Below are 24965 nucleotides of genomic sequence, written 5' to 3'. Positions count from 1 at the left end.
ACGATCAATACTCCTGCTTCTGCGCTTCGATGACCCGGAAAATAGCCTCGACTTCCAAATCGTCCTTCAGAATCTCCCACAGCGCTTGCTTGATGATGTTCTCGCGCGGCAGCACACCACGCCAGCCATCTGGGCGCACGCGCTTCACGGCCGCATCGAGTTCGAGCGACAACACCAGCGCCTGCTCCGGCGTGCGGCGATTGGCAATTATGAGGTTATTGAACAACGCGCGCTTGCCCCCCGTATCGAGCGCAATAGGCGTATCGTCCGACTTGCCTGCGTGCACCCGGGCCGCGAGGTCGGCCATCTGTTTCAGGTATTCCTCGTACTCGATGGCTTTTTCTTTGCGCTTTTTGATGATCTCATCGAGCAACGCCGACATCTTCGCGAAATATGCCGGATCGGTCAGGTGATCCTTGACGATCTTGCTGCGCACATTGTTCTCGATGGCCTCGGCGACCGACTGCCGGTCCTTCATACTGCCCAGTTTCTTCGCGATCGCATCGGCGATGCCGGTCTTCACGATCAGGTCGAGCAAACCGACGTTCTCAAACTCGGAAATCTTGCGCGGTTCGCTGGCCGCGATGTACGTGTCGATCAGGTGGCGCATGTCGGCTTCGTACGGCTTGAGATCAAGCGTCTCGCCGCTCGCCAGGCGAATCAACTCGCGCAGCTTCACATACTGGTCCAGGTCCTGGCGGATGATGACTTGTTGCAAAGCGCTGTAGCCTGCCTCATCCAGTTCATCAGCAATGAGCGCATAGGCACGGAGCAAGCCGACCACGCCTGTGTAGAAGGCGACACGCAGCGGCTCGCGGGCCTTGAGGTCGTCGCCAATCTCGGTATTGCCGCAAAAATAATGGATGTGTTCCAGCTCGCCCTTGGGCGGCTCAACCTTCTCCACCAGCAGCGCCAGCGCTTCCAGCGCCGCATCCAGACGCTCCTTACCCTTCTGGACCCTGCTCTCGAGCAGGATTTCGGGATCTGCACCACCTGCACTGTGGTCCAGCTCAGACGCATATACCGCGATGGCGTTTTCGACCTTCTTGAACAGGTCCTTGTAATCGACGATGTAGCCGAAATCCTTGTCAGCGGTATCCAGCCGGTTCGTACGGCAGATGGCCTGGAACAGTCCATGATCCTGCATGGACTTGTCGATATACAGATACGTGCAGGGCGGTGAATCGAACCCGGTCAGCAGCTTGTCCACGACGATCAGCAGCTTCATGCCGGCCGGCTCGTTGATGAACCGGGCCTTGGCCTGCTCCTCATACGTCTCGGTCTTCGACATGCCCGCCTTCGGCTGGACGTCCTTCAGCAGTTCGGTGTAGGTGTTGTAGATGAACTGTTTGTCGGTCTCGGTATTCGCGCCGGTTTCTTCCAGCGTCACGTCCTTGGCCAGCGGGTTGTACGACGTGACGACCGCGCACTTGCCCTTGAACGGTGTCTTCTGGAATAGTGTGAAATACTTGCATGCCTCGTAGATGCTGGAAGCCACCAGCATGGCATTGCCGCGTTCGCTGGAGAGTCGGGGCTTGATGCTGAAATCGAAGATGATGTCCTCGACCACGCGATCCATGCGGGCGCGCGAACTGAGCACCTGCTGCATCGTGCCCCACTGCTTTTTCAGTTCGTTTTTCTGCCAGTCGTTCAGCGGCTTGGTCCTCGATTCGAACCATTTGTCGATCTTGTCCTGGGAGCCGAGCTGCTGATCAATGTCGCGCGCCTCGTAGACGAGATCAAGTACGACCCCATCTTCCACTGCCTCGCTGAACTTGTAGGTATGAATGTAGCTGCCGAACACCTCGAGGCTGGTCGCGGCGTCGCGCTTGAGCAGCGGTGTGCCAGTGAAACCGATGAATACGGCCGATGGCATCATCGCCTTCATCACACGGTTCAGACGCCCGCCTTGCGTGCGGTGGCATTCATCGACGAACACGAAAAGATCACCCGCGGCACTGCCGGGCTGTGACTCGAGTTCCTTGATGAAGGCATCGAAGTCGCCATCACCGAGTCCCTTACCCGCACCGAACTTGTGCACGAGCGAGCACAGCAGGCGCGGTGTCGGCTGACCTAACCGCGTCATCAGGTCACGGCCGCTGCTGGTGCGGTGAATCGTCTCTCCACTGTCCTCGAACACGCGCTTGATCTGCTTATCGAGTTCATCGCGATCAGTAATGACGACGACACGGGCGTGAGGATTGTTTTCCAGAACCCATCGAGCCAGCAGCACCATCAGGATGCTCTTGCCCGCGCCCTGGGTATGCCAGATGATCCCGCCCTGGCGTCTGCGCACGTGTTCCTGCGCGGCCTTGATACCGAAATACTGGTGCACGCGCGGTAGCTTCTTGACGCCGCCATCGAACAGGACGAAGTCGTGCATCAGCTCGATGAGCCGGGCCTTGCTGCACATCCCGAGCAGATACTTGTCGAGCTTGTAACCGCTGTTATCCGCCTCGTCTTCTTTCCACTGGAGGAAGAATTTTTCCGGCGTGCCGGTCGTGCCGTATTGCAGCCCTTCGGAATCATTGCCAGCGAAGACGAACTGCACGGTACTAAAGAACCATGCATTGAACTCGGGCTTCTGGTTGGACAGGTTCTGCCGGATGCCATTGCCGATGCTGACACGGCTGTTTTTCAGTTCCAGCACACCGACGGCGATCCCGTTCACATAGAGCACGATGTCCGGGCGACGCTCGTATCCGCCCTTCAGGGTGACTTCCTCGGCAATCGCGAAATGATTGCGCGTTGGCTGCGACCAGTTGATGAGCCACACAGTCTGTGCGACCTTGTCGCCTTCGACCTTGACGGGAATGCCGTAGCGAAGAAGTTGATAGACGGCTTCGTTGTTGGCGTTTAGGTCGCGCTGCGGGTGGTTGGCTTCGGTCTTGAGCCGATAGATGGCCTGACTGATCTGGGCAGGGCGATAACCGGCATTGGTCAGATATGCAGTCAGCAATGCTTCTTCGACATTGCTGTTGTCGACGCGATCGGTCCAGTCGTCCAGATAGTCGTACTTCAACTGCCCGGTGAACAGCTTGATGACGCGGTTCTGCGTGGCTTTTTCTGACTTACCGATCTCATCGGTCATGTGGATCCCCTATACCAGTCTTGTCTTGCCCGTGAGCAGTTCCTGCATCATGCCCTGCTTCAGCAGACGGGTCTTGTCGCGTCGCGCTTCCAGCGTGGCCAGTTCGGCGTCCATGTCGGAGAGCACTTCGGCGATCGCAGCTTGCTCAGCAATGAACGGTAACGCGATCTCAGCACTCGCTATGTGACTACGGTTCGTGGAAAGCACCTTCGTCCCAGCAGCCAAACTGCGCAGATGCGCGCCGAATGCCGGAATGAATTGAAGGTATGCCTTAAATCCATCAGCAAGAATTCTTTTGTCGAAACGCACAGCGATGGTGTGCAGTCCCGCGACTACTTCTGTCCCTTCCGCACCGACAATCTCCACCGACTTGCCAACACCTGCCAAGTCTTCGGTAGCATCGACGAAAACAAGGTCACCACTAACCAGCCGTCCAAGGCGAACAGCTTTGTCCGCATCAAGGAACGGCATGATTGCCTTAGATGGATTTAGATAAACAGCCCCGGAAGTATGGATATCGCCATAGTGCAAATACTTGACGCTGCCATCGATGGATAATTCCGCGCGACTATACACGCCGTTCCGAATAAGCGTCGCATGATCACCTAGCCGTGTCACCGTCCACTCCCCCTCAAACCCCGGCAACCGCGTCTTGCCTGTGAGCAGTTGCTGCATGGCCGCCTGCTTGATGTCATGCTTCTTGGCGATCAGGGCGTCCAGGCTGGAGCGCAAGGCATCGACGTCGCTCAGGGCTGAGGCGATGGCGGATTGTTCCGCTGGAGGCGGTAGGACGACTTTTACGTCTGAAATAGGCCCCAGATTAATTTTCCGCGGAATCGCCGACGCCAAAGAGTGAAGCTCGACCTCTCTCTTAAAAGAGTGTGTCTTTGAGTATTGCTCGAAGTAGGCAGACGAGGCGCCGTGAATCTTCAAAAGCGCTAGGCTGACATAAAAGCTTGCATCAACGTCCCAGTTGATTAGCTTGCAATCACCGATGGAACCGATTCGCGTCATCAAGACATCCCCCCTCTCCATACGGAAAGAGCGCGTCAAGAACTTATGCTCATCAACTGTAATGAATTTTGTATCGTCAAAATTTCCGCTTGTGACATGCTCAACGCTGTAGAACGGAATGCCGACGGGCACGTATCTGGGCGTTTGATGAGTCCCGTCCTTTACGGTTGCGATGTCCCCAATACGGGTGACTATCCAATCGTCAGGAATATCGCCCACCTCGGTCTGCTTGTACTCCGGCTTCATCTCCACGTCACCCCCATCCGCAGCAGGTGGCCGTTTACCTTTTCCGACAGCGCAGCGACATCATCCAGCAGCCCAGGCAACGGACTTTCATAACGCAATGCCAGCTCACGCACGCGCTGGGTCAGGGACTGCGACACACGCTCGACCTCAGCTGAGACCGTGGCATACAGCGCAGCCAGCCACTTGTCATCGACCACCAGCGACTTGATTTCGGGCACCGTGAGTTTCGGATACTGCGCGTACGCCTTGGCATCCAGCTCAGCTTCCAGCTCACGCAGCGCTTTCTTCAGCTTCGCTTCCTTGTCGGCCAGCGCCTGCCACTGCTTCAGCACGGCCAGTTCGTCCGCCGCATCGGCATCGTCGCCGATCTCCCTTATGCGCTCCTTCACCGCCACCGCATTGATCTTTTCATATCCGGCAAACGCCTGATCCTCACCGCTATGCTCTTCTTCCAGCTCGGCAAGCGCGCTACTGGCCACCTCCAGGCAGGCGGTGGTTTCGTCGATGGCCTTCTGCTCGGCTGCAAAATATCGCGCCACGATGAGAGACTTCGGCAGCAGGTCGCACGTCCAGCCCCTGTCCTTTTCCTTACCCTTTTTGTCGGTCTCGATGATGCGATAGGTCTTGGCCACCCAGCCGTCGCTCGCCAGCAGGTAGGCATCGTCCTGCATCGTTTCCGCCCAATAATCCATCAGGTGCTGGTACACGTCGTAGGCGTCGATCAACGGCTTGCCTTCGTAGTGGCTCAGCAGTCCATCGGCCAGCTCCACGATCAACTGCTTCGGATGGAATCCGGGTTCCAGTGCTTTCAGCGTGTGCGCAGTGCGGGCGCGCCATTGCTCGAAGTGAGCCCCCATTTCATCGATGAAGGCCGCAAACTGCGGATGCTGAAGAATCGTCGACTTGATCGCCGCCTTATCCACTGCGAGATCGTAATAGCCAGGCGTTCTCCGCTTGAACAGGGTCTTTTTCAGTGCCGGACAGATCGCCCAATAGTCATCGAGCGCAGCCACGTCGGCGTCAGGAATGCCGCCATGCAGATGGCCCTTCAGGTCCTGAATATCTTCGGCCACGCTGCTGTCGATATAGCGCGGCAGGTTCAGGTTGAAATCGTTCTTCTCAATCTCGGCCACGCTCACCATGCGCGCATAGCGCGGATCGCTTTCATCCTGACGGTTGAACACGTCCACGATGCGGTGGATGTCCTGCTCGCGCAGGCGATTCTTCGGGCCGTCCTTGATGAAGCCCTGGCTCGCATCGATCATGAAGATGCCCTTGCGTGCCTGGGCGTCTTCCTTGTCGACGACGATGATGCACGCCGGAATGCCCGTGCCGTAGAACAGGTTAGCCGGCAAGCCGATGATGCCCTTGATGTATCCGTAGCGGATGAGGTTCCGGCGAATTTCGGCTTCCGCGTTACCGCGAAACAGCACGCCGTGCGGCAGGATGCACGCCCCCTTCCCGGTGGATTTCAGGCTGCGGACAATGTGCAGTAGGTAAGCGTAGTCGCCTTGCTTGGCCGGTGGCACGCCGAACGTATCGAATCGACCGTAGGGGTCGTTGATCGGGTCGAGGCCGGTGCTCCAGCGCTTGTCAGAGAACGGCGGATTGGCAACCACGAAATCGAACGTCTTGAGCCTGTCGCCATCCCTGAACTTCGGATCGGTCAGTGTATTACCTTGGCCGATCAGCGCCGTGGGATTGTCGTGCAGGATCATGTTCATGCGCGCGAGGCCACTGGTCGCGGAATCCTTTTCCTGACCGTACAGTGTGACTGACGTGGGCGCGGCGTCGCCGACCTTCAGCAGCAGTGAGCCCGAGCCGCACGTCGGATCGTACACGGTCGTCTCGCTGCTCGTTCGCGTGCTGCTGATGCCGATGATCTGCGCCATGATGCGGCTGACTTCGGCTGGCGTATAGAACTGGCCTTTGCTTTTGCCACTTTCGGTGGCGAAGTGGCGCATCAGGTATTCGTACGCGTCCCCGAGAATGTCATCACCGTCAGCGCGGTTCTTCGAGAAATCCAGATCGGGGTTCTCGAACACGGAGATCAGGTCGGTTAGACGTCTGACCATCTCCGCGCCAGTGCCGAGCTTGCCACTATCGTTGAAATCAGGCATGTCGGACAGCTTGTTGGCTGCCGCCAGCGGCCCGACGATTTTCTTGTTGATCTGGTCGCCAATGTCCGGCTTGCCTTTCAGGGCCACCATGTCCGCGAAACTGGCGCCTTCCGGGATCGTGATCGGAGCATAGCGCTGGCCGGCGTATTTATCACTGACGTACTTGATGAACAGCAGGACCAGCACGTAGTCCTTGTACTGGCTCGCGTCCATCCCTCCGCGCAACAGATCGCAAGACTCCCAGAGGGACGAGTACAGGTCGGATTTCTTGATTGCCATAGGCTTGTGTTGGAACGTGGGTCGGTACCTGCACGACAACTCAGGTGCCGGTTTGCCCTGAATTTTAAGGCATGCCAGCACGGCAGCGATTGAAAACCGCATTGGACATATATCACCTCTCCGAGCACGGCAGCAGCCTGCCCGCTCCGCCCGCGCGATCCCGCGCGGGCGAATCTCCCCGTGGAGCCGTGATGCCCGCTTATCCTTCACCCTTCGACTACCTGATCGCCTACGTGATCGTATTTACAGCTGGCGTACTTACGTCGGTGTGCCTGCGCCAGTACACCGGAAAAATTCGTCGGGAGGCTACTGCACATGCATGACCGCCCGCCCTTCCTTCCGTTCGACGATGACGAAGGCGCCTGGCTGCCCGAACTCCCTCGCCCGCAGGCCGGTACGCCGCCGCGCTTTGGCGCCGACACTGCATCCCGCGCAGAGGACGGGCGCAATTCCTGTCCGAAGTGCCAGTCGGTGCAAACGGAACCGCGCCACGTCGCACGGCGCATCGGCGGTGCTCGACCGCGCGCGCGCCGGCGTCGACGCGACGCTCGCGACCTATCGTAACGAACTGCGGAGACTGATCGATGAAAACGCCGCCGTGCGCACCTGGGCTGCTGGCGCTCTGCCTGACGACGTTGTGCGCCTGCACGCAAGCCCCGCCCTCACCGGCGCCGACGATTACGCTCAACGAATGCGCGAGCGTGACGCGCTGCACGATGCCGGCGATGGCGCCACGAACCAACGGTGAGCTGAGCGACGCGCTGCACGTCGCGCGCGCGGCGTGGGCGCGCTGCGCGTCCGAAGTCGACATGATCGCGACGTGCCAGGCGCGCATGTGGCGGGCGGACGGCCATGAATAAGCCGAACAGCCTGCGTGCGGCGCTCGTCGCCGCGTTGCCGCAGCTCAACGCGTCGCCGGATCAACTGCTCGTGTTCGTCAACGAAGGCCGGATCGAAGCGACGGGCACGCGCACGGCGTCGTTCGACTACGAATACGAGTGCGAGATCATCATTCGCGACTTCATCGGCAGCGCGGACGACGTAATGATCGCCGTCGTCGAGTGGGCGCGCGCGAATCAGCCGGACCTCGTGACGAACCGGGACGCGCGCCGCGACGGCATCACGTTTGTCGCGGACGTTCTGTCGAACAACGCGGTCGACCTCGGGCTCAAGGTGAAGCTGTCGGAAAGCGTCGTGGTCGGAACGGACGACGACGGCAACCGGACGGTCGAGCACATCGACGACGCGGCCGACGAGTGGCTCGCATGAAGAACGATCTTCAAGCGCTCGAAAAATGGGCCGGCGCGCTGCTCGCGAAGCTATCGCCGGCCGCCCGTCGTCAAATGCTGCGCGAGCTCGGCCGCGATCTGCGCCGCGCGCAGCAGTCGCGCGTCGCCGCGCAGCGGAATCCGGACGGCTCGGCGTACGCGCCGCGGAAGGTAAAGCGCGGCGGCAAGCGCCTGCGCGAGAAGGCCGGCCGCATCAAGCGCGAAGCGATGTTTCGGAAGCTGCGCGCGGCGCGCTATCTGCGAATCGACGTTGACGACGCGGGCCTGGCGATCGGCTTCGACGAACGGCTGTCGCGCATCGCACGTGTCCACCAGGAGGGCAAGAAAGCGCCCGTCGAGCCGGGCGGCCCGCTCGCGCAGTATCCGGTCCGCGTCGTGCTCGGCTTCGCCGACGCCGATCGCGAGCTCGTGCGCGATCGGCTACTACGCCACCTGAACCGCTGAACCGTTCACCGCGGCGTTGGACCGCGTCGATGCGATCGCGCAAGAGGCCACATTCGATCGGCATCGTATGCGGCCCTCGGCTGTATGTAATGGAACTGGACAATCATTCCAGGGCTACGCGAAAGTCGCCAACCTCGCCAAGCATGCTCCCCCTGTAGGCTTTCAAGGCCGACTCCCATTCATATTGCTTAGGATGCGCTGCAAACCAACTGTTGACAAAATTTTCTAGGCGATAGGTGCCACTCCAACCTTGGTTATCGCTTATCCAAAAGTCGTAAAGGTTGTTCGGGACGTTATCCGGCGAAAGCGTCTCCGCAAGCCATGACCAGAGATGATCACAGGGGATCATTGCGACGACGCCATAGATCGGCTCCATGAATTCGGCTACATAGTGTTCATGGGCAACATAAGCTTTTACTGCATCGTTCGGATTAATCGCTAGGATGTCTTTGATGTGCCACGACTTCATGATGGAACCGGTGTAAGACAGATAACCTTCATAGCGAGCCTGCGCAAAAGCTGCCAGCATGTCTTCATGATGTTCTTTCGCGCGCGCCTCAACCAGACGATAATCTTGCTCTGCCCGAACGCAGTATGCTGCGTCTTGCACTGTGTATTGCCCGTAATTGCAGGGAGGCAAGGTACCGTTAGCAATGCCTTGAATGTAAGGCGAGTTAAGGGCATCTTGTGCCAAGCTATAGCATGCTTCCCAGAGTCGAGAAGTAATCGAGTTGGCTGGCGGTGGCGATGTGGAAACGTCTAACTTCGCCAGCGATGGATGGTCTAGTTGGATACGCCGCGGCGTCCTCGTCACGAGTGGCTTCATCATCATGCGCCTTCTCTTTTATCGTGATACATTATTTTTTAGCGAAATAATTAATTAAATTTCGCATCGAAACTGATTAAATAGAGCTCGCCCCGTAGCTGAAAATTTACATTTTTAATTATCCCGATAGTAATGAGCCCGTCCAGCGCATTAACGACTCTAAGGCGCCGACGTTATTATAGGAGATGGGAATTAATATTTTGCCGCCGCCATTTAGATTGAGATTGAATCACATCATTCAATAGTCCGCCGAATCGTTTCATTTAACTGCTGCGCTGCCTGAACCCCTGAGTCATCCGTCGTAGCGTCGAGCCGGGCCGACGCGATCACGTGATACGTCGCGTTCGTCTCGCATCCTATCCAGTGCAAGCCTGCCTCGCGCGCCGCGGCGAGAAACGTACCCGAACCCGCAAACAGGTCGCACACGACGCCGCCGGCCGGCACGAGCCGCACGACCTCGCGCGCTATGTCGAGCGGCTTTCCGCATGACCTGATCGCGGAAATGAACGGCCACGTCGCCGAGACGAGCGCCGATCGCGAGCCGTGGGTCTGGATCATGGAAACGGTGCTGTCGGAGATCGACGGCGGCAACTACAAACACCCGTACACCTTCGATACGGTCGACGGCGAGTTCTGCCTGTTGCTGCGCACGGGCCACGTGATGGACCACCTCGCGCACACGAGCGCGCTGCGCGACAAATGGAACGGCCTGCCCGTGAAGTCCGACCGCGTGTTCAAGGCGCAGCTCAAGCACGCCGGCGTCGTGGTCGGCGAGAAGGAAGTCGAGCGCCGCATTTACACCCGCCGCGTGCCCTACCTCACGCCGGTTTCGCTCGAGCGCCTGGCCGTGTTCGGCCTGCACGTGTCGATCCGCGATGACCTGGCGACCGATGCACTCGAACGGGGGCACGCATGACCCGCTCTCAGCCATCGCGGCCGCCGTGCGGCCGTGCCCCTTCCCTCGTTCATTCCGGCCGCGTAGCGGCCCTGAAATCGGGTTTCCGCTGCGTGCGCCGATGCGCGCAGCAGTCGGCGCACGCCAACCCGCGGCCGCCGCTTGGTTCACTTCCCCCCGTTCCCCCCGCGAGTCGAAACGGCCGGGCAACAGCGCGAGCCGAGAGGAAGCGGGGCCGCGTGGGTGGATTTTTCCACAGCGACCGGGCAGGCAGCGCACGCGAATCGTGGATTTCGACGGTGTCCGCTCGTAAATCATTGATTCTTGAAGCGAGTGCCGCCGCGAGTCTCCCTCGATTTGCCACTAGTCGAGCCGCTTTTGCCATGAGTCCGGTTTTTGCGCTGGCCGCCGCCGTCCTTCTCTCTTCTCTCTCTATTTCATTGAAAAAGAAAGAGAAAGAAAGCGAGGAAGGGCAAGGCATAGGTCGAAACGGACTGCCACGAGTTGAGCGCGTTTTGCCATCAGTAACAGACGCTGCCTATTTTTTAGGCCATGAGTTTGTCGGTGTTGCCATGCCTGAATGATGGCAATTGATAGCGCACACACACCTTAAAAATCAAAGAGTTATGAGAGATTTTGGCGAAAACCACGAGTCCACTAGTTGTTCTGCGTGTTCCCCCCTTACGCGTTGAATATCACCATGCAAGAATATCCACGCCGCGGTCCGCAGCGCGGCGCAGGCGCATATCTCGGCCGCCAAGAACTGCGTGAATTGACCGGCACGCCGCAACGCGCGCGCCAAATCCTGTGGCTTGCTCAACAGGGTTGGCCGCACGTCGTTGACGTGCACGGACGCGTGTTGGTCGCACGCGCCTACCACGACAAACAAATGGGCATCATCGAATCGAAGCACACGCGCTCGCTACAGCTCACCTCGCCCGCATCGCTCAACCTTGGCGCTGTGTGATGGGTCGCAGAGCACAAACCGCTGGAGCGATCCCGCGCTTTCGGTCGCGCACGAACGCAGACGGAACCAAGCGTTGCCACGATAGACAGAAGCGCTCCAGATTGACCGGCACGACAGTGCTTGCGGGCAAGACCAGAACGTACACGAAGCGCGAGTTTCATCATTCTGTCACTCGCGACACCGCTCACCGTACGGAAGACATAGCGACCGTGACCGGTCAGTGCGTGGAGCTCTCGCAAGATCTGAACGGCCTGGGTCGCGAGCGGAACCAGATGCTCAGTCGAGGTCTTCGTCACAAGGTACCGCCACTCACCCTTGTCAAGATCGAATTGAGCCCACTCGGCCTTGCGCAGCTCTCCGGGTCGAGTGAACAGCATCGGTGCGAGCTTGAGCGCGCAGAGGACGGGAAACGTGCCGGAAAAGCCATCGAACGCCCGAAGCATGGCGCCGACCTTCGCCGGCTCCGTGATCGAAGCAAAATGCGTCGTCTGCGCCGGTGGAATGGCATTGACCAGATCACGAGCCGGATCAAGCTTACAATAGCCTTCCTTGATTCCGTAGCGGAATGCGCGACTGATCTCGCCGCGAATCTTGTGGGCTGTGAAACGAGCACCGCGACTGTCGATCCGCTTGAGGACCGTGAGGACTTCGGGCGCATCGATTTCCGCTACCGGCCGCTTGCCTATGAGCGGCGCACAGGCATTGTTGGGGCACGGAAGCCAAGCCATGACAGAGCACTACGTTCGGAAACGCGGTGTTGCCGTCAACCCGACCAAATGACTTCTCAAGTAAACTCTTAAGCGATATACTCAACGAGTATATATCAGCTATGGCTCGCGCCTTTGCTATGGATGCCCCGTGTTCCCAACAAGACTTTCTTCGCGGTGCGATGGAAGCGTTGCAAATGACGCGCAACCAGTTCGCTACGCGTATTGGAGCTAAACGCCGTGCATTGGATAACTGGCTTCTACCAACAGAATCAAAGGGACACAGAGCTATGCCTGAACACCTTTGGAAGTTCGTTGCGGAGATCACGGCACATGAGCCCGCGAACCAGTAAGTTCCGAAACATAGCGTTCCTCGCACCTTTTACTGACGAATTCATAATGTCATCAAGCCTCGACGTGGCTAATTTTGAGCTGCGCCATTCGGATGTTATCGATGTTGAAGCTGCTCTAAAGCCAGCAGCGAAAAAGAGCAAGAAAACCGATCGGGTCAATACCGGCGTTGCTACCAATGATTTGGTGCACTCTGCCTACGTTGATTCGAATGACGCTGTATTTCCGAACGTCCTCGAACTCTATGTTGCTCCGGGGTCGGTTATTGCCGATGTGACATACGGGAGAGGCGTTTTTTGGAAAAATGTTGACCTTGAGGAATACGAAATTTATTTTTCGGACCTAAAGAAAACGGGGATCCCAGAATTTGTTCGTGGTGGCATTGATAGCAGAAAACTACCTTATGGCGATGAGTCAATGGACGCCGTGGTTTTTGATCCGCCGTATATGCATACGCCCGGCGGGACCGCGCATAACGGTCATCAAAATTTTGAGAACTATTACGCAAACAACGCCGAACAGGACCACGATGTAGTTCAGCAGATTTGGGAAGAGACAAACGGCAAGCCACCGAAATATCACGAGGCGGTGCTTGATCTCTACTTCCGCTCTGCCCGCGAAGCCATGAGAGTTCTTAAGCCGGACGGTATCTATATCGTTAAATGTCAGGACGAGGTATGCACGAATCGCCAACGCCTGACACACGTGGAGATCACGATCGAGCTTGAGAAACGTGGTTTTGTTACGGAAGACTTGTTCGTCGTGGTCCAGACTGGACGCCCGGGAGTTTCAAGGCTAAAGACGAAGCAATACCACGCGCGCAAAAATCATTCTTACTTTATGGTCTATCGCAAGCCCAAAGCAAAAAAGAGGGCTCGCAAATAATCCGAGGCACCGGTTAAACCGGTGCCAAGTTGTTCCACTCGTGAAAGAATTGGCCGAAGGGCCGCACGTGTAATGGCGGGAACTGGTTCGCCAATGCGCCGTAGGCTGTCGGCATGTCAAGATAATAAATTCGTTGCAGTCGAGCTATGTACATCTGATACAGACGCCATTGCTCCGGTGTGCATATCTCAGTCACTTCACGTCGCTCGCTGTCCATTTTCGTTTCAGCGAGAAGCACCGGCGTGCCCATGAATCGTTCAGTCCCGTAGACCCCGTCAAGCAGTCGCTGGTGAGCCCATAGCATGATTGCCCGTTCACGCGTGGAGGTTTTGATAGGCATGTGGAACTTGCGCTGGCCTCGCCCCAAATTGAAAAGATAGTCCGTCGGCAACTCGGTGTTCTCGTCGTCGATGTTGAGTACCTGGATACGGTTTTGAGGCTCGGTACGAACTCGCCAAGCGAAGAAGAACGCCACAAAATATTCGAAGTACGTTCCAGGGGTCTTTTGGTCGCCCCTCTTTAGAAGATCGATGGCCGCACAGAAGGAGATGGCCATCGAATAGAGGGTCTTCGTGATCTCTTCGGCGGCCGGAAGGGGCGTATTTTCAGCATCGTCCAATGCAGCCCGCAGTTCCGTCCACCTCTCGGGGCGCGGGTCATACAGTGCGCGATTGATGGGTCGGCTGAGCTTTTCGTCGCTTTCGAAGGCGTCGTATTGCTTTCCAGCAACCCTTGAAGTCACTTGAACCCGCTGGTATCGACTGAGGACATCAAGCGCAGCGTGGTATGTCGCCGCGACGGCGTCCCCGGTTGCGGCTGTAAGGTAGCCATTGCGAGCCTGACGCCGCATGGCTTCATACGTCGCGAAGATTGGATCTCGATGTCTCGTTACCATGCCCCGTCGGCCCCTTTGCGCGCCCGTTTTGTAGAACAAGCGCTTTTTTGTAGAACAAAAAAATGCGGGCCCCATTTCTGGAACCCGCATGGGATTTGGTGCCGGCTGCAGGACTCGAACCCGCCACCTGATGATTACAAATCAACTGCTCTACCAGATGAGCTAAGCCGGCGTTGAGCCGAACATTCTACCTCATTTCACAATCTTGAGGCGAGGCCGGCCGCCTTTCGCGCGATCGCCGTCGCCATCGGACTTCGGCGGTTCGTCCGCGCGATCGCCGGATTCCGGCGCCGCGTCCGCTGCGCCCCGCGCGCCATCGGTCACTGCGGCCTGCCCACCGACGTCGTCGCCATCGTCCGCAGCGGCAAGCGCCTCGCCGCCGCCATCGTCGCCAGCCTCCGCGACGACGTCGACCTGAAACGCCATCCCCTGACCGTTCTCGCGCGCGTAGATCGCGAGCACATTCGCAATCGGCACCTCGATCTTGTGCGCCTTGCCCGAGAACCGCGCAGTGAACTCGATCCATTCGTTGCCCATCTGCAACTGGCTCGTCGCCTCGAAGCTGATGTTCAACACGATCTCGCCGTCGCGCACGAACTGCCGCGGCACGCGCGTCGACTTGTCGACCCGCACCGCAATGTGCGGCGTATATCCGTTATCCGTGCACCACTCGTACAGCGCGCGCAGCAGATACGGCTTCGTGGAAATCTCTTGCATCGCCATCCTCGAACAGAAGCGGATGCGGCGACGTCGCGCCGCCGCATCCGCTCCCCAGTCACATACAGCTTAACGACGCATAACCTTTTCGGACGGCGTCAGCGCTTCGATATAGGCAGGACGGCTGAAGATCCGCTCTGCATACTTCATCAGCGGCGCGGCGTTCTTCGACAGATCGATCCCGTAGTGGTCGAGACGCCACAACAGCGGCGCGATCGCGACGTCGAGCATCGAGAACTCTTCACCGAGCATGTACTTGTTCTTCAGGAAGATCGGCGCGAGCTGTGTCAGGCGATCGCGGATCGCGAGGCGCGCCTTCTCGTGGCTCTTCTCCGCCGCCTTGCCCTTCTCGTTTTCGAGCGTGCTCACGTGCACGAACAGCTCCTTCTCGAAGTTGAGCAGGAACAGGCGCGCGCGCGCGCGCTGCACCGGGTCGGCCGGCATCAGTTGCGGATGCGGGAAGCGCTCGTCGATGTACTCGTTGATGATGTTCGATTCGTACAGGATCAGATCGCGTTCGACGAGAATCGGCACCTGTCCGTACGGATTCATCACCGCGATGTCTTCCGGCTTGTTGAACAGATCGACGTCGCGGATCTCGAAATCCATGCCCTTTTCGAACAACACCAGCCGGCAACGCTGGGAGAACGGACAAGTCGTGCCGGAATACAGAACCATCATGTTTGCGTTTCCTCAAAAAGCCGAGGGCCAGCGCGCGGAAAACCACCCTACTCTTCCTTGCGCTGACCCCACGCCAGTCACGGCGTGATTACTTGATATCTTTCCAGTAGGCGGCGTTGAGCCGCCAGGCGAAGAAGGTCAGGACACCGAGGAACAGCAGCACCCACACGCCGAGGCGTTTGCGGGTCTGTTGCGCCGGTTCGGACATCCAGCTCAGGTACGCGACCAGGTCGCCGACGGCAGCATCATAATCCACCGGCGAAAGCGTCCCGGGCGTCACCTGCTGGAATCCGACGAGCTTGTTCACCTTCTCGCCCGTTTCCTCGTCCTTCTTTTCCTCGAATTTTGCAATGCGCTCCCCTTGAAGCTGCCACAGCACGTGAGGCATGCCGACGTTCGGGAACACGGCGTTGTTCCAGCCCGTCGGCCGCGTATCGTCGCGGTAGAACGTGCGCAGATACGTGTAGAGCCAATCACGGCTGCGGGCGCGCGCTTCGACGGACAGATCCGGCGGTGCGGCACCGAGCCAGGTCTTCGCGTCTTCCGGCCGCATCGCGACACTCATCGTGTTGCCGACCTTGTCGGTCGTGAACAGGAGATTCGCCTCGATCTCCTTCTGTGAGATACCGAGATCCGTCAGCCGGTTGTAGCGCATCAGGTTCGCACTATGGCAATTCAGGCAATAGTTTACAAACAACTGCGCGCCATGCTGCAAAGAGACGAGATTCTCCGTGTTGTCGGGCGCACGGTCGAGCGGAAATTCGCCCTCCTCGGCCCGCACGGATACGCTCGTCAGCAGACATGCCGACACAATAAACATTGCGAGCGTCGAAAGCAATTTCTTCATACTTATTCCTCCTCGCTCACGTCAGTGGGATTTGAACCGCACGCGTTCGGGCGGCTGCTTGAATTTGCCAAGCGGCGTCCAGAACGGCATGCCGAGGAAGAACGCGAAATACACGAGCGCGCATACCTGCGCGATCAGCGTCGCGGCAGGCGAAGGCGGCCGCGTGCCGAGGAACGCGAGCGTCAGGAACACGGCGACGAAGATCCCGAAGAACACCTTGTGGAAAAACGGCCGGTAGCGGATCGACTTCACCGGGCTGCGGTCGAGCCACGGCAGGAAGAACAGCGTGACGACGGCCGCGCCCATCACGACGACGCCCCAGAACTTCGACTCCGTGAAGTACATGAAGACGACGAGCGCCGCGGCGAGCGCGGGCAGCGCGATCTTCCACTTGCCGCGCGCGCGCACGAGCGCCAAGAGGCCGGACGCCACGAGCACGATCATCAGCACGATCTTGAACGGGTCGGTCGTCGCGCGAAGCATCGCGTAGAACGCGGTGAAGTACCAGACGGGCGCGATCTCGGGCGGCGTCTGCAGCGGATTCGCCGGGATGAAGTTGTTTGCCTCGAGGAAGTAGCCGCCCATCTCCGGCATGAAGAACAGGATCGCCGCGAACACCATCAGGAACACGCAAACGCCGAAGAAATCGTGCACCGAGTAGTACGGGTGGAACGGAATGCCGTCGAGCGGCACGCCCTTCTCGTCCTTCTTCTCCTTGATCTCGATGCCGTCCGGGTTGTTCGACCCCACTTCGTGCAGCGCGATCAGGTGCGCGACGACGAGCCCGAGCAGAACGAGCGGAATCGCGATCACGTGAAACGCGAAGAAGCGGTTCAGCGTGACGTCGGACACGACGTAGTCGCCGCGAATCCACAGCGACAGGTCCGGACCGATGAACGGAATCGCCGAGAACAGGTTCACGATCACCTGCGCGCCCCAGAACGACATCTGCCCCCATGGCAGCAGGTAGCCGAAGAACGCCTCGGCCATCAGGCACAGGAAGATCGCGCAGCCGAAGATCCACACGAGCTCGCGCGGCTTGCGGTATGAGCCGTACAGCAGGCCGCGGAACATGTGCAGGTAGACGACGACGAAGAACATCGACGCGCCCGTCGAGTGCATGTAGCGAATCAGCCAGCCCCACGGCACCTCGCGCATGATGTACTCGACCGACGCGAACGCGAGCGTCGAGTCGGGCTTGTAGTTCATCGTCAGGAAGATGCCCGTGACGATCTGGTTGACGAGCACGAGTAGCGCAAGCGACCCGAAGAAATACCAGACGTTGAAGTTCTTCGGCGCGTAGTACTCGGAAAGATGCTGCTTCCAGGTGGAAGTCAGGGGAAAGCGCCGGTCGACCCAGCCGAGCAAGCCGGTTGTGGAGATCTCTTTGTTATCGGTCGCCATTTACGCTTCTCCTTTCTCGTCCTTGCCGATCACGAGCATCGTGGCCGACGTGAACATGTAAGGCGGGACGTCCAGATTCTGCGGCGCCGGCTTGTTCTTGAAGACCCGTCCGGCGAGGTCGTAAGTCGAGCCGTGGCACGGGCACAGGAAGCCGCCCGGCCAGTCGTCGGGCAGGTTCGGCTGCGGCCCCGGCGTGAAGCGCGGGCTCGGCGTGCAGCCGAGGTGCGTGCACACCGCCATCACGACGAGAATGTTCTTGCGGTCGGCTCTCGACCGGTACTCGTTCGCGCAATACGCGGGCAACGGCATCGAGTACGGGGATTTCGACTGCGGATCGGCGACTTCCTTGTCGGCCTTGACGACGTCGGCGAGCATCGCATCGGTGCGGTTCAGCACCCAGACCGGCTTGCCGCGCCAGGCGACCGTGAGCATTTCGCCCGGCTTGAGCGCGCTGATATCGACCTCGACGGGCGCGCCCGCCGCCTTGGCCCTGGCAGACGGCGCCAACGACGCCGCGAAAGGTACGACGGTGGCGACGCCTCCTACGCCACCTGCTACGGATGTCGCAATCAGCCATGTCCGGCGGCCGCTGTCGACGCGTTCCTCTTCTTTGTCTCGCATTACACGCCCCAATTACGAGTTGGATTTCCGTCACGACATTTCACACCGCCGCTAGTTTGCTCGAATGGAGTCGGCATTTACAAGACCCGGACGTTAAATACCTTCCGAAGCCATTATTAATCAAGGGTTTCCCCGGGCTATCGAAATTTCCGGACCGATAATCGACGGAATGCGCACCGCATCGTGTTTTCTTTGGATGCGGTGCGACAATTCACGCAGTTAAACCGGGTTATGAATGTCGATAAAAATATGCTCGAGATCAAATCGTTCCGATAAATGCTGGCCGAGCGCCTGGATGCCGAAGCGCTCGGTCGCATGGTGCCCCGCCGCAACGAACGCGACGCCGCTCTCGGCCGACGCGTGCGTCACGTACTCGGACACTTCGCCCGTCAGGAACACGTCGGCGCCCGCGTCGATTGCCGCGTCGAAATAACTTTGCGCGCCGCCCGTGCACCATGCGACGCGGCGGAGCTGCTGGTCCGCATCGCCGAGCACGAGCGGCGTGCGGCCTAGCGTATTCTCGACCTTCGCGGTGAAGTGCTCGAGCGTGACGGGCATCGGCAGCGTCGCGAGCCAGCCGAGGTCTTGGTCGCCGAAACGGGCGTCGCCGATCAGGCCGAGGCGTTCGCCGAGCTGCGCGTTGTTGCCGAACTCGGGGTGCGCGTCGAGCGGCAGGTGAAACGCGAACAGGTTCAGGTCGTTCGCGAGCAGGCGCTTCAGGCGCTGGTACTTGCGGCCCGTGATTTGCGGCGCCTCATTGCGCCAGAAGTAGCCATGATGGACGAGTACCGCGTCAGCGCCCCATTCGAGTGCGCGGTCGAGAAACGCGAGCGAAGCCGTCACGCCGGTGGCGATTCTTTCAATCTTGCGACGGCCCTCCACCTGGAGGCCGTTCGGGCTGTAGTCCTTGAACCGCTCAATTTCGAGGGTATTGTTCAAGTACAATTCAAGTTCGATCCGATCCATATAAACCTCTAATATCTTCAAATGCTTAGACGCTTCTGGCTGTTCTTCGCCCAAGCGGTGACGGTGCTGCTCGCACTGATGTTCATCGTGGCGACGCTCAAGCCGCAATGGCTCCAACGGCAAGGACAACTCGGCAAACAGCTCGCGGCGCCGATCGTCGCGCTGCGGGAAGTCGCGCCCGGCGTCGGCGGCGCGCCCGCTCAATCCTCGTATGCGGACGCCGCGCAGAAGGCGATGCCCGCGGTCGTCAACGTATTCTCCAGCAAGGACGGTTCGCTGCCGCCCGATCCGCGTGCGAAGGATCCGCTCTTTCGCTATTTCTTCGGCGATCGCAACGCGCGGCGGCAGCAGGATGAGCCCGCGGCCAATCTGGGGTCGGGCGTCATCGTAAGCTCGGAGGGTTACATTCTAACGAACCAGCACGTCGTCGACGGCGCGGACCAGATCGAAGTCGCGCTCGCCGACGGCCGCACCGCGACCGCGAAGGTGATCGGCAGCGATCCCGAGACCGATCTCGCGGTGCTCAAGATCAACATGTCGAACCTGCCGACGATCACGCTCGGCCGGTCGGACCAGGCGCGCGTCGGCGACGTCGTGCTCGCGATCGGCAATCCGTTCGGCGTCGGCCAGACGGTCACGATGGGGATCATCAGCGCGCTCGGGCGCAACCATCTCGGCATTAACACGTTCGAGAACTTCATCCAGACCGACGCGCCGATCAACCCGGGTAACTCGGGCGGCGCGCTCGTCGACGTGAACGGCAACCTGCTCGGCATCAACACGGCGATCTACTCGCGCTCGGGCGGCTCGCTCGGGATCGGCTTCGCGATCCCCGTCTCGACCGCGCGCAACGTGCTCGAGAGCATCATCACGACGGGCGCCGTCACGCGCGGCTGGATCGGCGTCGAGCCGCAGGACGTGACGCCCGAGATCGCCGAGTCGTTCAGCCTCGCGCAAAAATCGGGCGCGATCGTTGCGGGCGTGCTGCAGGGCGGCCCGGCCGACAAGGCGGGGATCAAGCCGGGCGACATCCTCGTATCGGTCGACGGCGAGGAAATCACCGATACGACAAAGCTCCTGAACGTCGTCGCGCAGATCAAGCCGGGCACGCCGACCAAGGTGCACGTCGTGCGCAAGGGCAAGGAGCTCGACGTGACGGTCGTGATCGGCAAGCGGCCGCCGCCGCCGAAGCAGGCGCTCGACGAGCAGAATAGCGACGAGGAGGAGTAAGCAGGCGTCGGGACGGCCGAGACAACGCCCGCGACGCACGCTTCGCCGCCTTCCGGCGTGACGGCAAACAAAAAAAGCAACCCAAGTGAACTGCCCCTCAAAGGTTGGATCGGTGTCCAACTTCCTGGGGGCGATTCAAAGATAGGTTGCTTTTTTGTTTCTTGCTTCTGCCGCGTCTGATCGAACCGACCGCCCGACGCGAAGCGGCTCTGAGCAAAATCCGCGCAGGCCGCCGCTCGAATGGTCCACCGGGCGGTCGATGGCCTTTTAGTGGCCTTTACAACCAACCCAGCTACGCGCCGGCAAGCCCGGCCCACCGCCCGCTCAGCTCGCCGCGGTTTTGCCTTGGTCTTCTTCTTTCGGCGGCGGCTTGACGAAGAGCCGCGCCGCGATGATCCCCGCCTCGTACAACAGCACGAGCGGCAGCGCGAGCATCAGCTGCGAGAACACGTCGGGCGGCGTCACGACGGCCGCGACGACGAACGCGCCGACGATCACGTACGGCCGGATCTCCTTGAGCTTCTGCACAGTCAGCACGCCCATCCGCACGAGCAGCACGACGACGACCGGCACCTCGAACGTCACCCCGAACGCAACGAACATGCCGAGCACGAAGCTCAGGTAATTGTCGATATCGGTCGACATCTCGGCGCCGAGCGGCGCGTTGTAGTGCGCCATCACGCGGAAGATCGTCGGGAACACGACGAAGTACGCAAACGCCATCCCGCACAGGAACAGCACATAGCTGCTGCTGACGAGCGGCAAGACAAGCTTCTTCTCGTGCTGATAGAGCCCCGGCGCAACGAACGCCCAGATCTGGTACAGCACGATCGGCAGCGCAATCACGAGTGCGACGAGCATCGTCACCTTCATCGGCACGAAGAACGAGCCGGTGACGTCGGTCACGATCATCTTGCCGCCCTTCGGCAGGTTCTGCATCAGCGGCCGCGCGAGCAGCCGGAAGATATCGGGCGCCCAGTAGACGAGCCCGAGAAACACGACGATCACCGCCACGCCCGCCCGGATGATGCGGTCACGCAGTTCGACGAGATGGGAGATGAAGGTCTCTTCCGGACCTTCGTCCGGATTGTGCTGGGGGTCGCTCACACCGGCCCTCGGTTGAAATGACAAGCGCGATTCATCGCTCAGAAGAAACGCGCGGGACGGCGCAGGCTCGCCGGCTGGTGCCGCGCGACGCGCGCGGCGCCCGACTGCACCTGCGTGCGGCGCATCGTTGCGCGCTTGTACCAGACGGGCGTCGCCGTCTTCCTCACCCGCCAGTTGCGGCGCTTCGCCGACGCGGCGACGACGCTGCGCCACGACGGCTCGCCGAACGGCGCAGCCGAACCGTCCGACGCGTCGACGGCCGCCGGATCGCCCGACGACACCGTCGAGTTCCACGCGGCGTTGAGATCGCGTTCGTGCTCGCGCAGGTTGTCGTGGATCGTGTTCTCGACGTTGCGCGCCGCCTGCTCGAAATCGGTCTTCATCGTGCGCAGCGCATCGAGCTCGATCTCGCGCGAGACTTCCGCCTTCACGTCGTTGATGTAGCGCTGCGCGCGCCCGAAGAGCGCGCCCGCCGTCCGCGCGACGCGCGGCAGCCGCTCGGGGCCGAGCACGACGAGCGCGACGACGCCGATCAGCGCCATCTTTGAAAGACCGAGATCGAGCATCGCGGCAGTCCGTCAGCGTGTCTTATGCTTTGTGCGAATCGGACGAGCGCGACGCGGCTTCCTTCGCGTCGACGTCGACCGATCCCGAGCGCGGCAACTGCTGCGCGTCGGCGGGGGTTTCGCTCTCCTTCATGCCATCCTTGAAACCCTTGACCGCACTGCCGAGATCATTGCCGATGTTGCGCAGTTTCTTCGTGCCGAACACCAGCGCGACGATCAGCAACACGATCAGCCAATGCCAAATACTCAATCCGCCCATGATGAAACTCTCCTAAACCTCGCCGGTCTCGCGGCGCAAATCGCCGGCCCCGCGCCGGCTTCGTTCGGATGACGGGCGGCGCCCGTCATCTCATCCCATCCGGCGCCACGGACGCGGCCCGGCCAGAATATGCGCGTGCAGGTGATAGACCTCCTGCCCGCCGCCCGGCCCGGTATTGATCACCGTCCGGAACCCGGTTTCGCCGCCCGTATACGCGCAGCCCAGCTGCTCGGCGAGCCGCGCGACGAGAACCATCATTCTACCAAGCAGCGGCGCGTCTTCCTCGGTGACGGCGGACAGCGTCGGCACGTGCTTGCGCGGAATGACGAGCACGTGCGTATCGGCTGCGGGCCGGATGTCCCTGAAAGCGACGAATTCGTCGTCCTCGTGCACCCTCGTGCTCGGAATCTCGCCCGCCGCGATCTTGCAGAACAGGCAGTTCGGGTCGTGACTCATCGTGTTCCCCGACGCGTCCCGCCAGGCGTCAGAACCATGCCTGCGGATCGAGCGTCTTGTTGTCGTTCAAGTACAGCCAGCCTTTGATGATACGGTACAGCGTCCAGATCCACACCGCACCCAGCACGACGAAGCCGATCCCGACAAACAGCAGCGCAAAGCCGATCAGATACGCGATCAGCGCGCGCCAGAAGGTGCGGATCTGCCATTCGAAATGAGCCTGATACGCGGTGCCGAGCGTATCGTCGCGCTTCACGTAGTTGATGATGATCGCGACGATGCCCGTGATGCCGCCCGTCAGCCAGTGAATCGCGTATAGCAGGTAGAGGATGTGCGTCAACGTGCGCAACGATTGCTGGCGTTCGCTCTCGGTCGCGTTCTGGTATGGCGGCGGAAATTGGTTCGGCGACTCTGACATGATGCTATTCCCCTTTGATGACAAATCTTGCGCGGCGTGCGGCCGCATCGGCTCATCCGCCGTTTTCTTCGCGCTCGCGGCGCTTGCGCAGCGCCTTTTCCTCGATGCCCGACAACCCTTCGCGGCGCTCGAGCTCGGCGATCACGTCGGCGGGGCTCAGGTCGAAGTGCGACAGCGCGACGAGGCAGTGGAACCACAGGTCCGCGACTTCGCCGACGAGCGCGGACGGCGCGCCGCCCTGGCGCACGTCCTTCGCGGCGAGCACTACTTCGGTCGCTTCCTCGCCGATCTTCTTCAGGACCGCGTCGTCGCCCTTGTGGAAGAGGCGCGACACGTACGATTGCTCGGGATCGCCGCCCTTGCGGCTGTCGATTACGGCGGCGAGGCGCAGCAGCGTGTCTTCGATCGTCGATTGCGTCATTTGTAGATGTGTTCGGGGTCTTTGAGCACCGGATCGACCGCGACCCATTCGCCGTCGTCGACGGTGCCCTCGAATTTCTGGAAAAAGCACGAGCGCCGGCCGGTGTGGCACGCGATGCCCTCGACCTGCTCGACTTTCAGCAGCACGACGTCCTCGTCGCAGTCGATCCGCACTTCGTGCACGTGCTGCACGTGGCCCGACTCCTCGCCCTTGAACCACAGGCGCTGCCGCGAGCGCGAGTAGTACACCGCGCGCTTCAATTCAATCGTCTTCGCCAACGCCTCGCGGTTCATCCACGCAAACATCAGCACGTCGTTCGTCGCCGCGTCCTGCGCGATCGCCGGCACGAGGCCGTTCGCGTCCCAGCGGACCTTGTCGAGCCAGTCGCCCGGCTTCATTGCTTCGCTCATCACAACCTCACCGGAATACCGCGCTCGGCCAAGAAGCGCTTCGCCTCGCCGACCGTATGCTCGCCGTAGTGGAAGATGCTCGCGGCCAACACCGCGTCCGCGCGGCCTTCGGTGATGCCCGCCGCGAGGTGCTCGAGCGAGCCGACGCCGCCCGACGCGATCACGGGCACGGACACCGCGTCCGACACCGCGCGCGTCAACGCGAGATCGAAGCCCGCCTTCGTGCCGTCGCGGTCCATGCTCGTGAGCAGGATCTCGCCCGCGCCGAGCTCGGCCACCTTGCGCGCCCATTCGACGGCATCGAGGCCCGTGCCCTTGCGGCCGCCGTGCGTGAAGACTTCCCAGCGCGGCGCCTCGCCTTCGCCCGACACGCGCTTCGCATCGATCGCGACGACGATGCACTGCGAGCCGTACTTGTCGGCCGCGTCGCGCACGAGCTGCGGATTCGCGACCGCTGACGAGTTCATGCCGACCTTGTCCGCGCCGGCGTTCAGGAGGCGCCGCACGTCCTCGACCGCGCGCACGCCGCCGCCCACCGTGAGCGGAATGAACACCTGCGACGCGACCGCCTCGATGATCGGCAGGATCAGGTCGCGGCCGTCCGACGTCGCGGTGATGTCGAGGAACGTGAGTTCGTCCGCGCCCTGCTCGTCATAACGCCGCGCGATCTCGACGGGATCGCCCGCGTCGCGCAGTTCGACGAAATTGACGCCCTTGACGACGCGCCCGGCGGTCACGTCGAGACAGGGGATGATGCGTTTAGCTAGAGCCATGATGTTGCGCGGCATGCCGCGGGTAATGCCGCCCGCACGGGGCGGGCGGCTTGGCGAAAAGGCGGAGTGCCGAGGCGGCG

Annotated in this window: 26 protein-coding genes, 1 tRNA gene and 4 pseudogenes; 9 read left to right on the top strand and 22 right to left on the bottom strand. The window is 60.5% G+C overall.

Translation table 11 applies throughout. From position 1 onward, the window contains the following. Nucleotides 1-4: 4 nt before the first annotated feature. From WS70_RS02335 to WS70_RS02325, 3 genes are read right to left on the bottom strand one after another with little or no spacing between them, the layout of a single operon-like run. Complete coding sequence (locus WS70_RS02335; RefSeq protein WP_059473094.1) at nucleotides 5-3091, bottom strand: type I restriction endonuclease subunit R; 3087 nt, start codon at nucleotides 3089-3091, stop codon at nucleotides 5-7. 9 nt (nucleotides 3092-3100) lie between these two features. Next, on the bottom strand, nucleotides 3101-4351 hold the full coding sequence (locus WS70_RS02330; protein WP_059598339.1) for a restriction endonuclease subunit S: 1251 nt from the start codon (nucleotides 4349-4351) through the stop codon (nucleotides 3101-3103). Continuing rightward, nucleotides 4348-6750 carry an N-6 DNA methylase gene (locus WS70_RS02325; protein ID WP_059598340.1) on the bottom strand — a complete coding sequence of 801 codons (2403 nt, stop codon included), beginning with the start codon at nucleotides 6748-6750 and terminating at the stop codon, nucleotides 4348-4350. Before WS70_RS02325 ends, WS70_RS02330 begins: the two co-directional genes overlap by 4 nt. A 319-nt stretch (nucleotides 6751-7069) precedes the next feature. On the opposite strand from WS70_RS02325, the pseudogene WS70_RS32670 reads away from it, so the two are divergent. From WS70_RS32670 to WS70_RS02305, 4 genes and pseudogenes are all read left to right on the top strand, one after another. After that, nucleotides 7070-7414: pseudogene (locus WS70_RS32670) on the top strand (hypothetical protein); the annotation flags it as partial. Beyond that, nucleotides 7335-7610: an Rz1-like lysis system protein LysC gene (gene lysC / locus WS70_RS32665; RefSeq protein ID WP_226382801.1), complete on the top strand. Its 276-nt coding sequence runs from the start codon at nucleotides 7335-7337 to the stop codon at nucleotides 7608-7610. The pseudogene WS70_RS32670 and the gene lysC, both read left to right, overlap by 80 nt. After that, nucleotides 7603-8019, top strand: a complete 417-nt coding sequence (locus WS70_RS02310; RefSeq protein WP_059472116.1) for a phage tail protein — start codon at nucleotides 7603-7605, stop codon at nucleotides 8017-8019. Before lysC ends, WS70_RS02310 begins: the two co-directional genes overlap by 8 nt. After that, nucleotides 8016-8483, top strand: coding sequence for a phage virion morphogenesis protein (locus WS70_RS02305; RefSeq protein WP_082722422.1), 468 nt, complete (start codon nucleotides 8016-8018; stop codon nucleotides 8481-8483). Before WS70_RS02310 ends, WS70_RS02305 begins: the two co-directional genes overlap by 4 nt. A gap of 103 nt (nucleotides 8484-8586) precedes the next feature. Here the strand turns inward: WS70_RS02305 and WS70_RS02300 are convergent, their stop codons facing one another. Beyond that, complete coding sequence (locus tag WS70_RS02300) at nucleotides 8587-9177, bottom strand: thiaminase II/PqqC family protein (protein ID WP_108033887.1); 591 nt, start codon at nucleotides 9175-9177, stop codon at nucleotides 8587-8589. 366 nt (nucleotides 9178-9543) lie between these two features. Continuing rightward, nucleotides 9544-9789 (bottom strand): annotated as a pseudogene (locus tag WS70_RS02295) (DNA methyltransferase); the annotation flags it as partial. On the opposite strand from WS70_RS02295, the pseudogene WS70_RS02290 reads away from it, so the two are divergent. The 3 genes and pseudogenes from WS70_RS02290 to WS70_RS02280 all read left to right on the top strand — a co-directional run. Beyond that, nucleotides 9788-10225: pseudogene (locus WS70_RS02290) on the top strand (toprim domain-containing protein); the annotation flags it as partial. The pseudogenes WS70_RS02295 and WS70_RS02290 overlap by 2 nt on opposite strands. Before the next feature lie 218 nt (nucleotides 10226-10443). Continuing rightward, a complete protein-coding gene (locus WS70_RS32660) occupies nucleotides 10444-10788 on the top strand; it encodes a hypothetical protein (protein ID WP_082722387.1) in 345 nt (114 codons plus the stop codon). A gap of 116 nt (nucleotides 10789-10904) precedes the next feature. Beyond that, nucleotides 10905-11171 (top strand): DUF4224 domain-containing protein, encoded by a 267-nt coding sequence (locus WS70_RS02280; protein ID WP_203235997.1) that lies wholly within the window; start codon nucleotides 10905-10907, stop codon nucleotides 11169-11171. A 194-nt stretch (nucleotides 11172-11365) separates the two neighbouring features. On the opposite strand, the pseudogene WS70_RS02275 reads toward WS70_RS02280, so the two are convergent. Then, nucleotides 11366-11863: pseudogene (locus WS70_RS02275) on the bottom strand (tyrosine-type recombinase/integrase); the annotation flags it as partial. A gap of 414 nt (nucleotides 11864-12277) precedes the next feature. Between WS70_RS02275 and WS70_RS02260 the strand changes: the two are divergent. Next, on the top strand, nucleotides 12278-13114 hold the full coding sequence (locus WS70_RS02260; RefSeq protein ID WP_082722386.1) for a DNA methyltransferase: 837 nt from the start codon (nucleotides 12278-12280) through the stop codon (nucleotides 13112-13114). A gap of 13 nt (nucleotides 13115-13127) precedes the next feature. Here WS70_RS02260 and WS70_RS02255 read toward each other — a convergent pair whose 3' ends face one another. The 8 genes from WS70_RS02255 to WS70_RS02220 form a co-directional block, all read right to left on the bottom strand. Next, the gene (locus WS70_RS02255) at nucleotides 13128-14009 is read right to left on the bottom strand and encodes a hypothetical protein (protein WP_203235995.1); all 882 of its coding nucleotides are present in this window, start codon (nucleotides 14007-14009) and stop codon (nucleotides 13128-13130) included. 96 nt (nucleotides 14010-14105) lie between these two features. After that, a tRNA-Thr gene (locus tag WS70_RS02250) sits at nucleotides 14106-14181 on the bottom strand. A gap of 20 nt (nucleotides 14182-14201) precedes the next feature. Then, nucleotides 14202-14726 (bottom strand): ClpXP protease specificity-enhancing factor, encoded by a 525-nt coding sequence (locus tag WS70_RS02245; protein ID WP_059472260.1) that lies wholly within the window; start codon nucleotides 14724-14726, stop codon nucleotides 14202-14204. Nucleotides 14727-14795: 69 nt separating this feature from the next. Continuing rightward, complete coding sequence (locus tag WS70_RS02240; protein WP_010106845.1) at nucleotides 14796-15407, bottom strand: glutathione S-transferase N-terminal domain-containing protein; 612 nt, start codon at nucleotides 15405-15407, stop codon at nucleotides 14796-14798. Nucleotides 15408-15495: 88 nt separating this feature from the next. Further along, nucleotides 15496-16254, bottom strand: coding sequence for a cytochrome c1 (locus tag WS70_RS02235; RefSeq protein ID WP_059472246.1), 759 nt, complete (start codon nucleotides 16252-16254; stop codon nucleotides 15496-15498). A gap of 21 nt (nucleotides 16255-16275) precedes the next feature. Further along, the gene (locus WS70_RS02230) at nucleotides 16276-17658 is read right to left on the bottom strand and encodes a cytochrome b (protein ID WP_059472245.1); all 1383 of its coding nucleotides are present in this window, start codon (nucleotides 17656-17658) and stop codon (nucleotides 16276-16278) included. Beyond that, a complete protein-coding gene (petA, locus tag WS70_RS02225; protein ID WP_059598039.1) occupies nucleotides 17659-18279 on the bottom strand; it encodes a ubiquinol-cytochrome c reductase iron-sulfur subunit in 621 nt (206 codons plus the stop codon). It abuts the gene before it with no gap. 219 nt (nucleotides 18280-18498) lie between these two features. After that, a complete protein-coding gene (locus tag WS70_RS02220; protein WP_059472243.1) occupies nucleotides 18499-19245 on the bottom strand; it encodes a Nif3-like dinuclear metal center hexameric protein in 747 nt (248 codons plus the stop codon). A gap of 21 nt (nucleotides 19246-19266) precedes the next feature. On the opposite strand from WS70_RS02220, the gene WS70_RS02215 reads away from it, so the two are divergent. Then, a complete protein-coding gene (locus WS70_RS02215; RefSeq protein ID WP_059472242.1) occupies nucleotides 19267-20475 on the top strand; it encodes a Do family serine endopeptidase in 1209 nt (402 codons plus the stop codon). 324 nt (nucleotides 20476-20799) lie between these two features. On the opposite strand, the gene tatC is transcribed toward WS70_RS02215, so the two are convergent. From tatC to hisF, 8 genes are all read right to left on the bottom strand, one after another. Continuing rightward, on the bottom strand, nucleotides 20800-21582 hold the full coding sequence (tatC, locus tag WS70_RS02210) for a twin-arginine translocase subunit TatC (RefSeq protein ID WP_059472241.1): 783 nt from the start codon (nucleotides 21580-21582) through the stop codon (nucleotides 20800-20802). A 38-nt stretch (nucleotides 21583-21620) separates the two neighbouring features. After that, the gene (gene tatB, locus WS70_RS02205) at nucleotides 21621-22148 is read right to left on the bottom strand and encodes a Sec-independent protein translocase protein TatB (protein ID WP_059472240.1); all 528 of its coding nucleotides are present in this window, start codon (nucleotides 22146-22148) and stop codon (nucleotides 21621-21623) included. 22 nt (nucleotides 22149-22170) lie between these two features. After that, nucleotides 22171-22407, bottom strand: a complete 237-nt coding sequence (tatA, locus tag WS70_RS02200) for a Sec-independent protein translocase subunit TatA (protein WP_059472239.1) — start codon at nucleotides 22405-22407, stop codon at nucleotides 22171-22173. 90 nt (nucleotides 22408-22497) lie between these two features. Beyond that, nucleotides 22498-22863: a histidine triad nucleotide-binding protein gene (locus tag WS70_RS02195; protein ID WP_010106855.1), complete on the bottom strand. Its 366-nt coding sequence runs from the start codon at nucleotides 22861-22863 to the stop codon at nucleotides 22498-22500. Between the two features lie 28 nt (nucleotides 22864-22891). Continuing rightward, the gene (locus WS70_RS02190; protein ID WP_059472238.1) at nucleotides 22892-23281 is read right to left on the bottom strand and encodes a DUF4870 family protein; all 390 of its coding nucleotides are present in this window, start codon (nucleotides 23279-23281) and stop codon (nucleotides 22892-22894) included. A 52-nt stretch (nucleotides 23282-23333) separates the two neighbouring features. Further along, on the bottom strand, nucleotides 23334-23702 hold the full coding sequence (locus tag WS70_RS02185) for a phosphoribosyl-ATP diphosphatase (protein ID WP_059472237.1): 369 nt from the start codon (nucleotides 23700-23702) through the stop codon (nucleotides 23334-23336). Beyond that, nucleotides 23699-24112, bottom strand: a complete 414-nt coding sequence (hisI, locus tag WS70_RS02180) for a phosphoribosyl-AMP cyclohydrolase (RefSeq protein ID WP_059472236.1) — start codon at nucleotides 24110-24112, stop codon at nucleotides 23699-23701. The genes WS70_RS02185 and hisI overlap by 4 nt, the downstream gene beginning before the upstream one ends. Further along, nucleotides 24112-24885: an imidazole glycerol phosphate synthase subunit HisF gene (gene hisF, locus WS70_RS02175; RefSeq protein WP_059472259.1), complete on the bottom strand. Its 774-nt coding sequence runs from the start codon at nucleotides 24883-24885 to the stop codon at nucleotides 24112-24114. The genes hisI and hisF overlap by 1 nt, the downstream gene beginning before the upstream one ends. Nucleotides 24886-24965 lie beyond the last annotated feature (80 nt).

It is taken from the genome of Burkholderia mayonis (genome assembly GCF_001523745.2).
GTDB lineage: Bacteria > Pseudomonadota > Gammaproteobacteria > Burkholderiales > Burkholderiaceae > Burkholderia > Burkholderia mayonis.
Note: the sequence above shows the minus strand (reverse complement) of the source record. Positions and strands in the feature narration are given on the sequence as shown.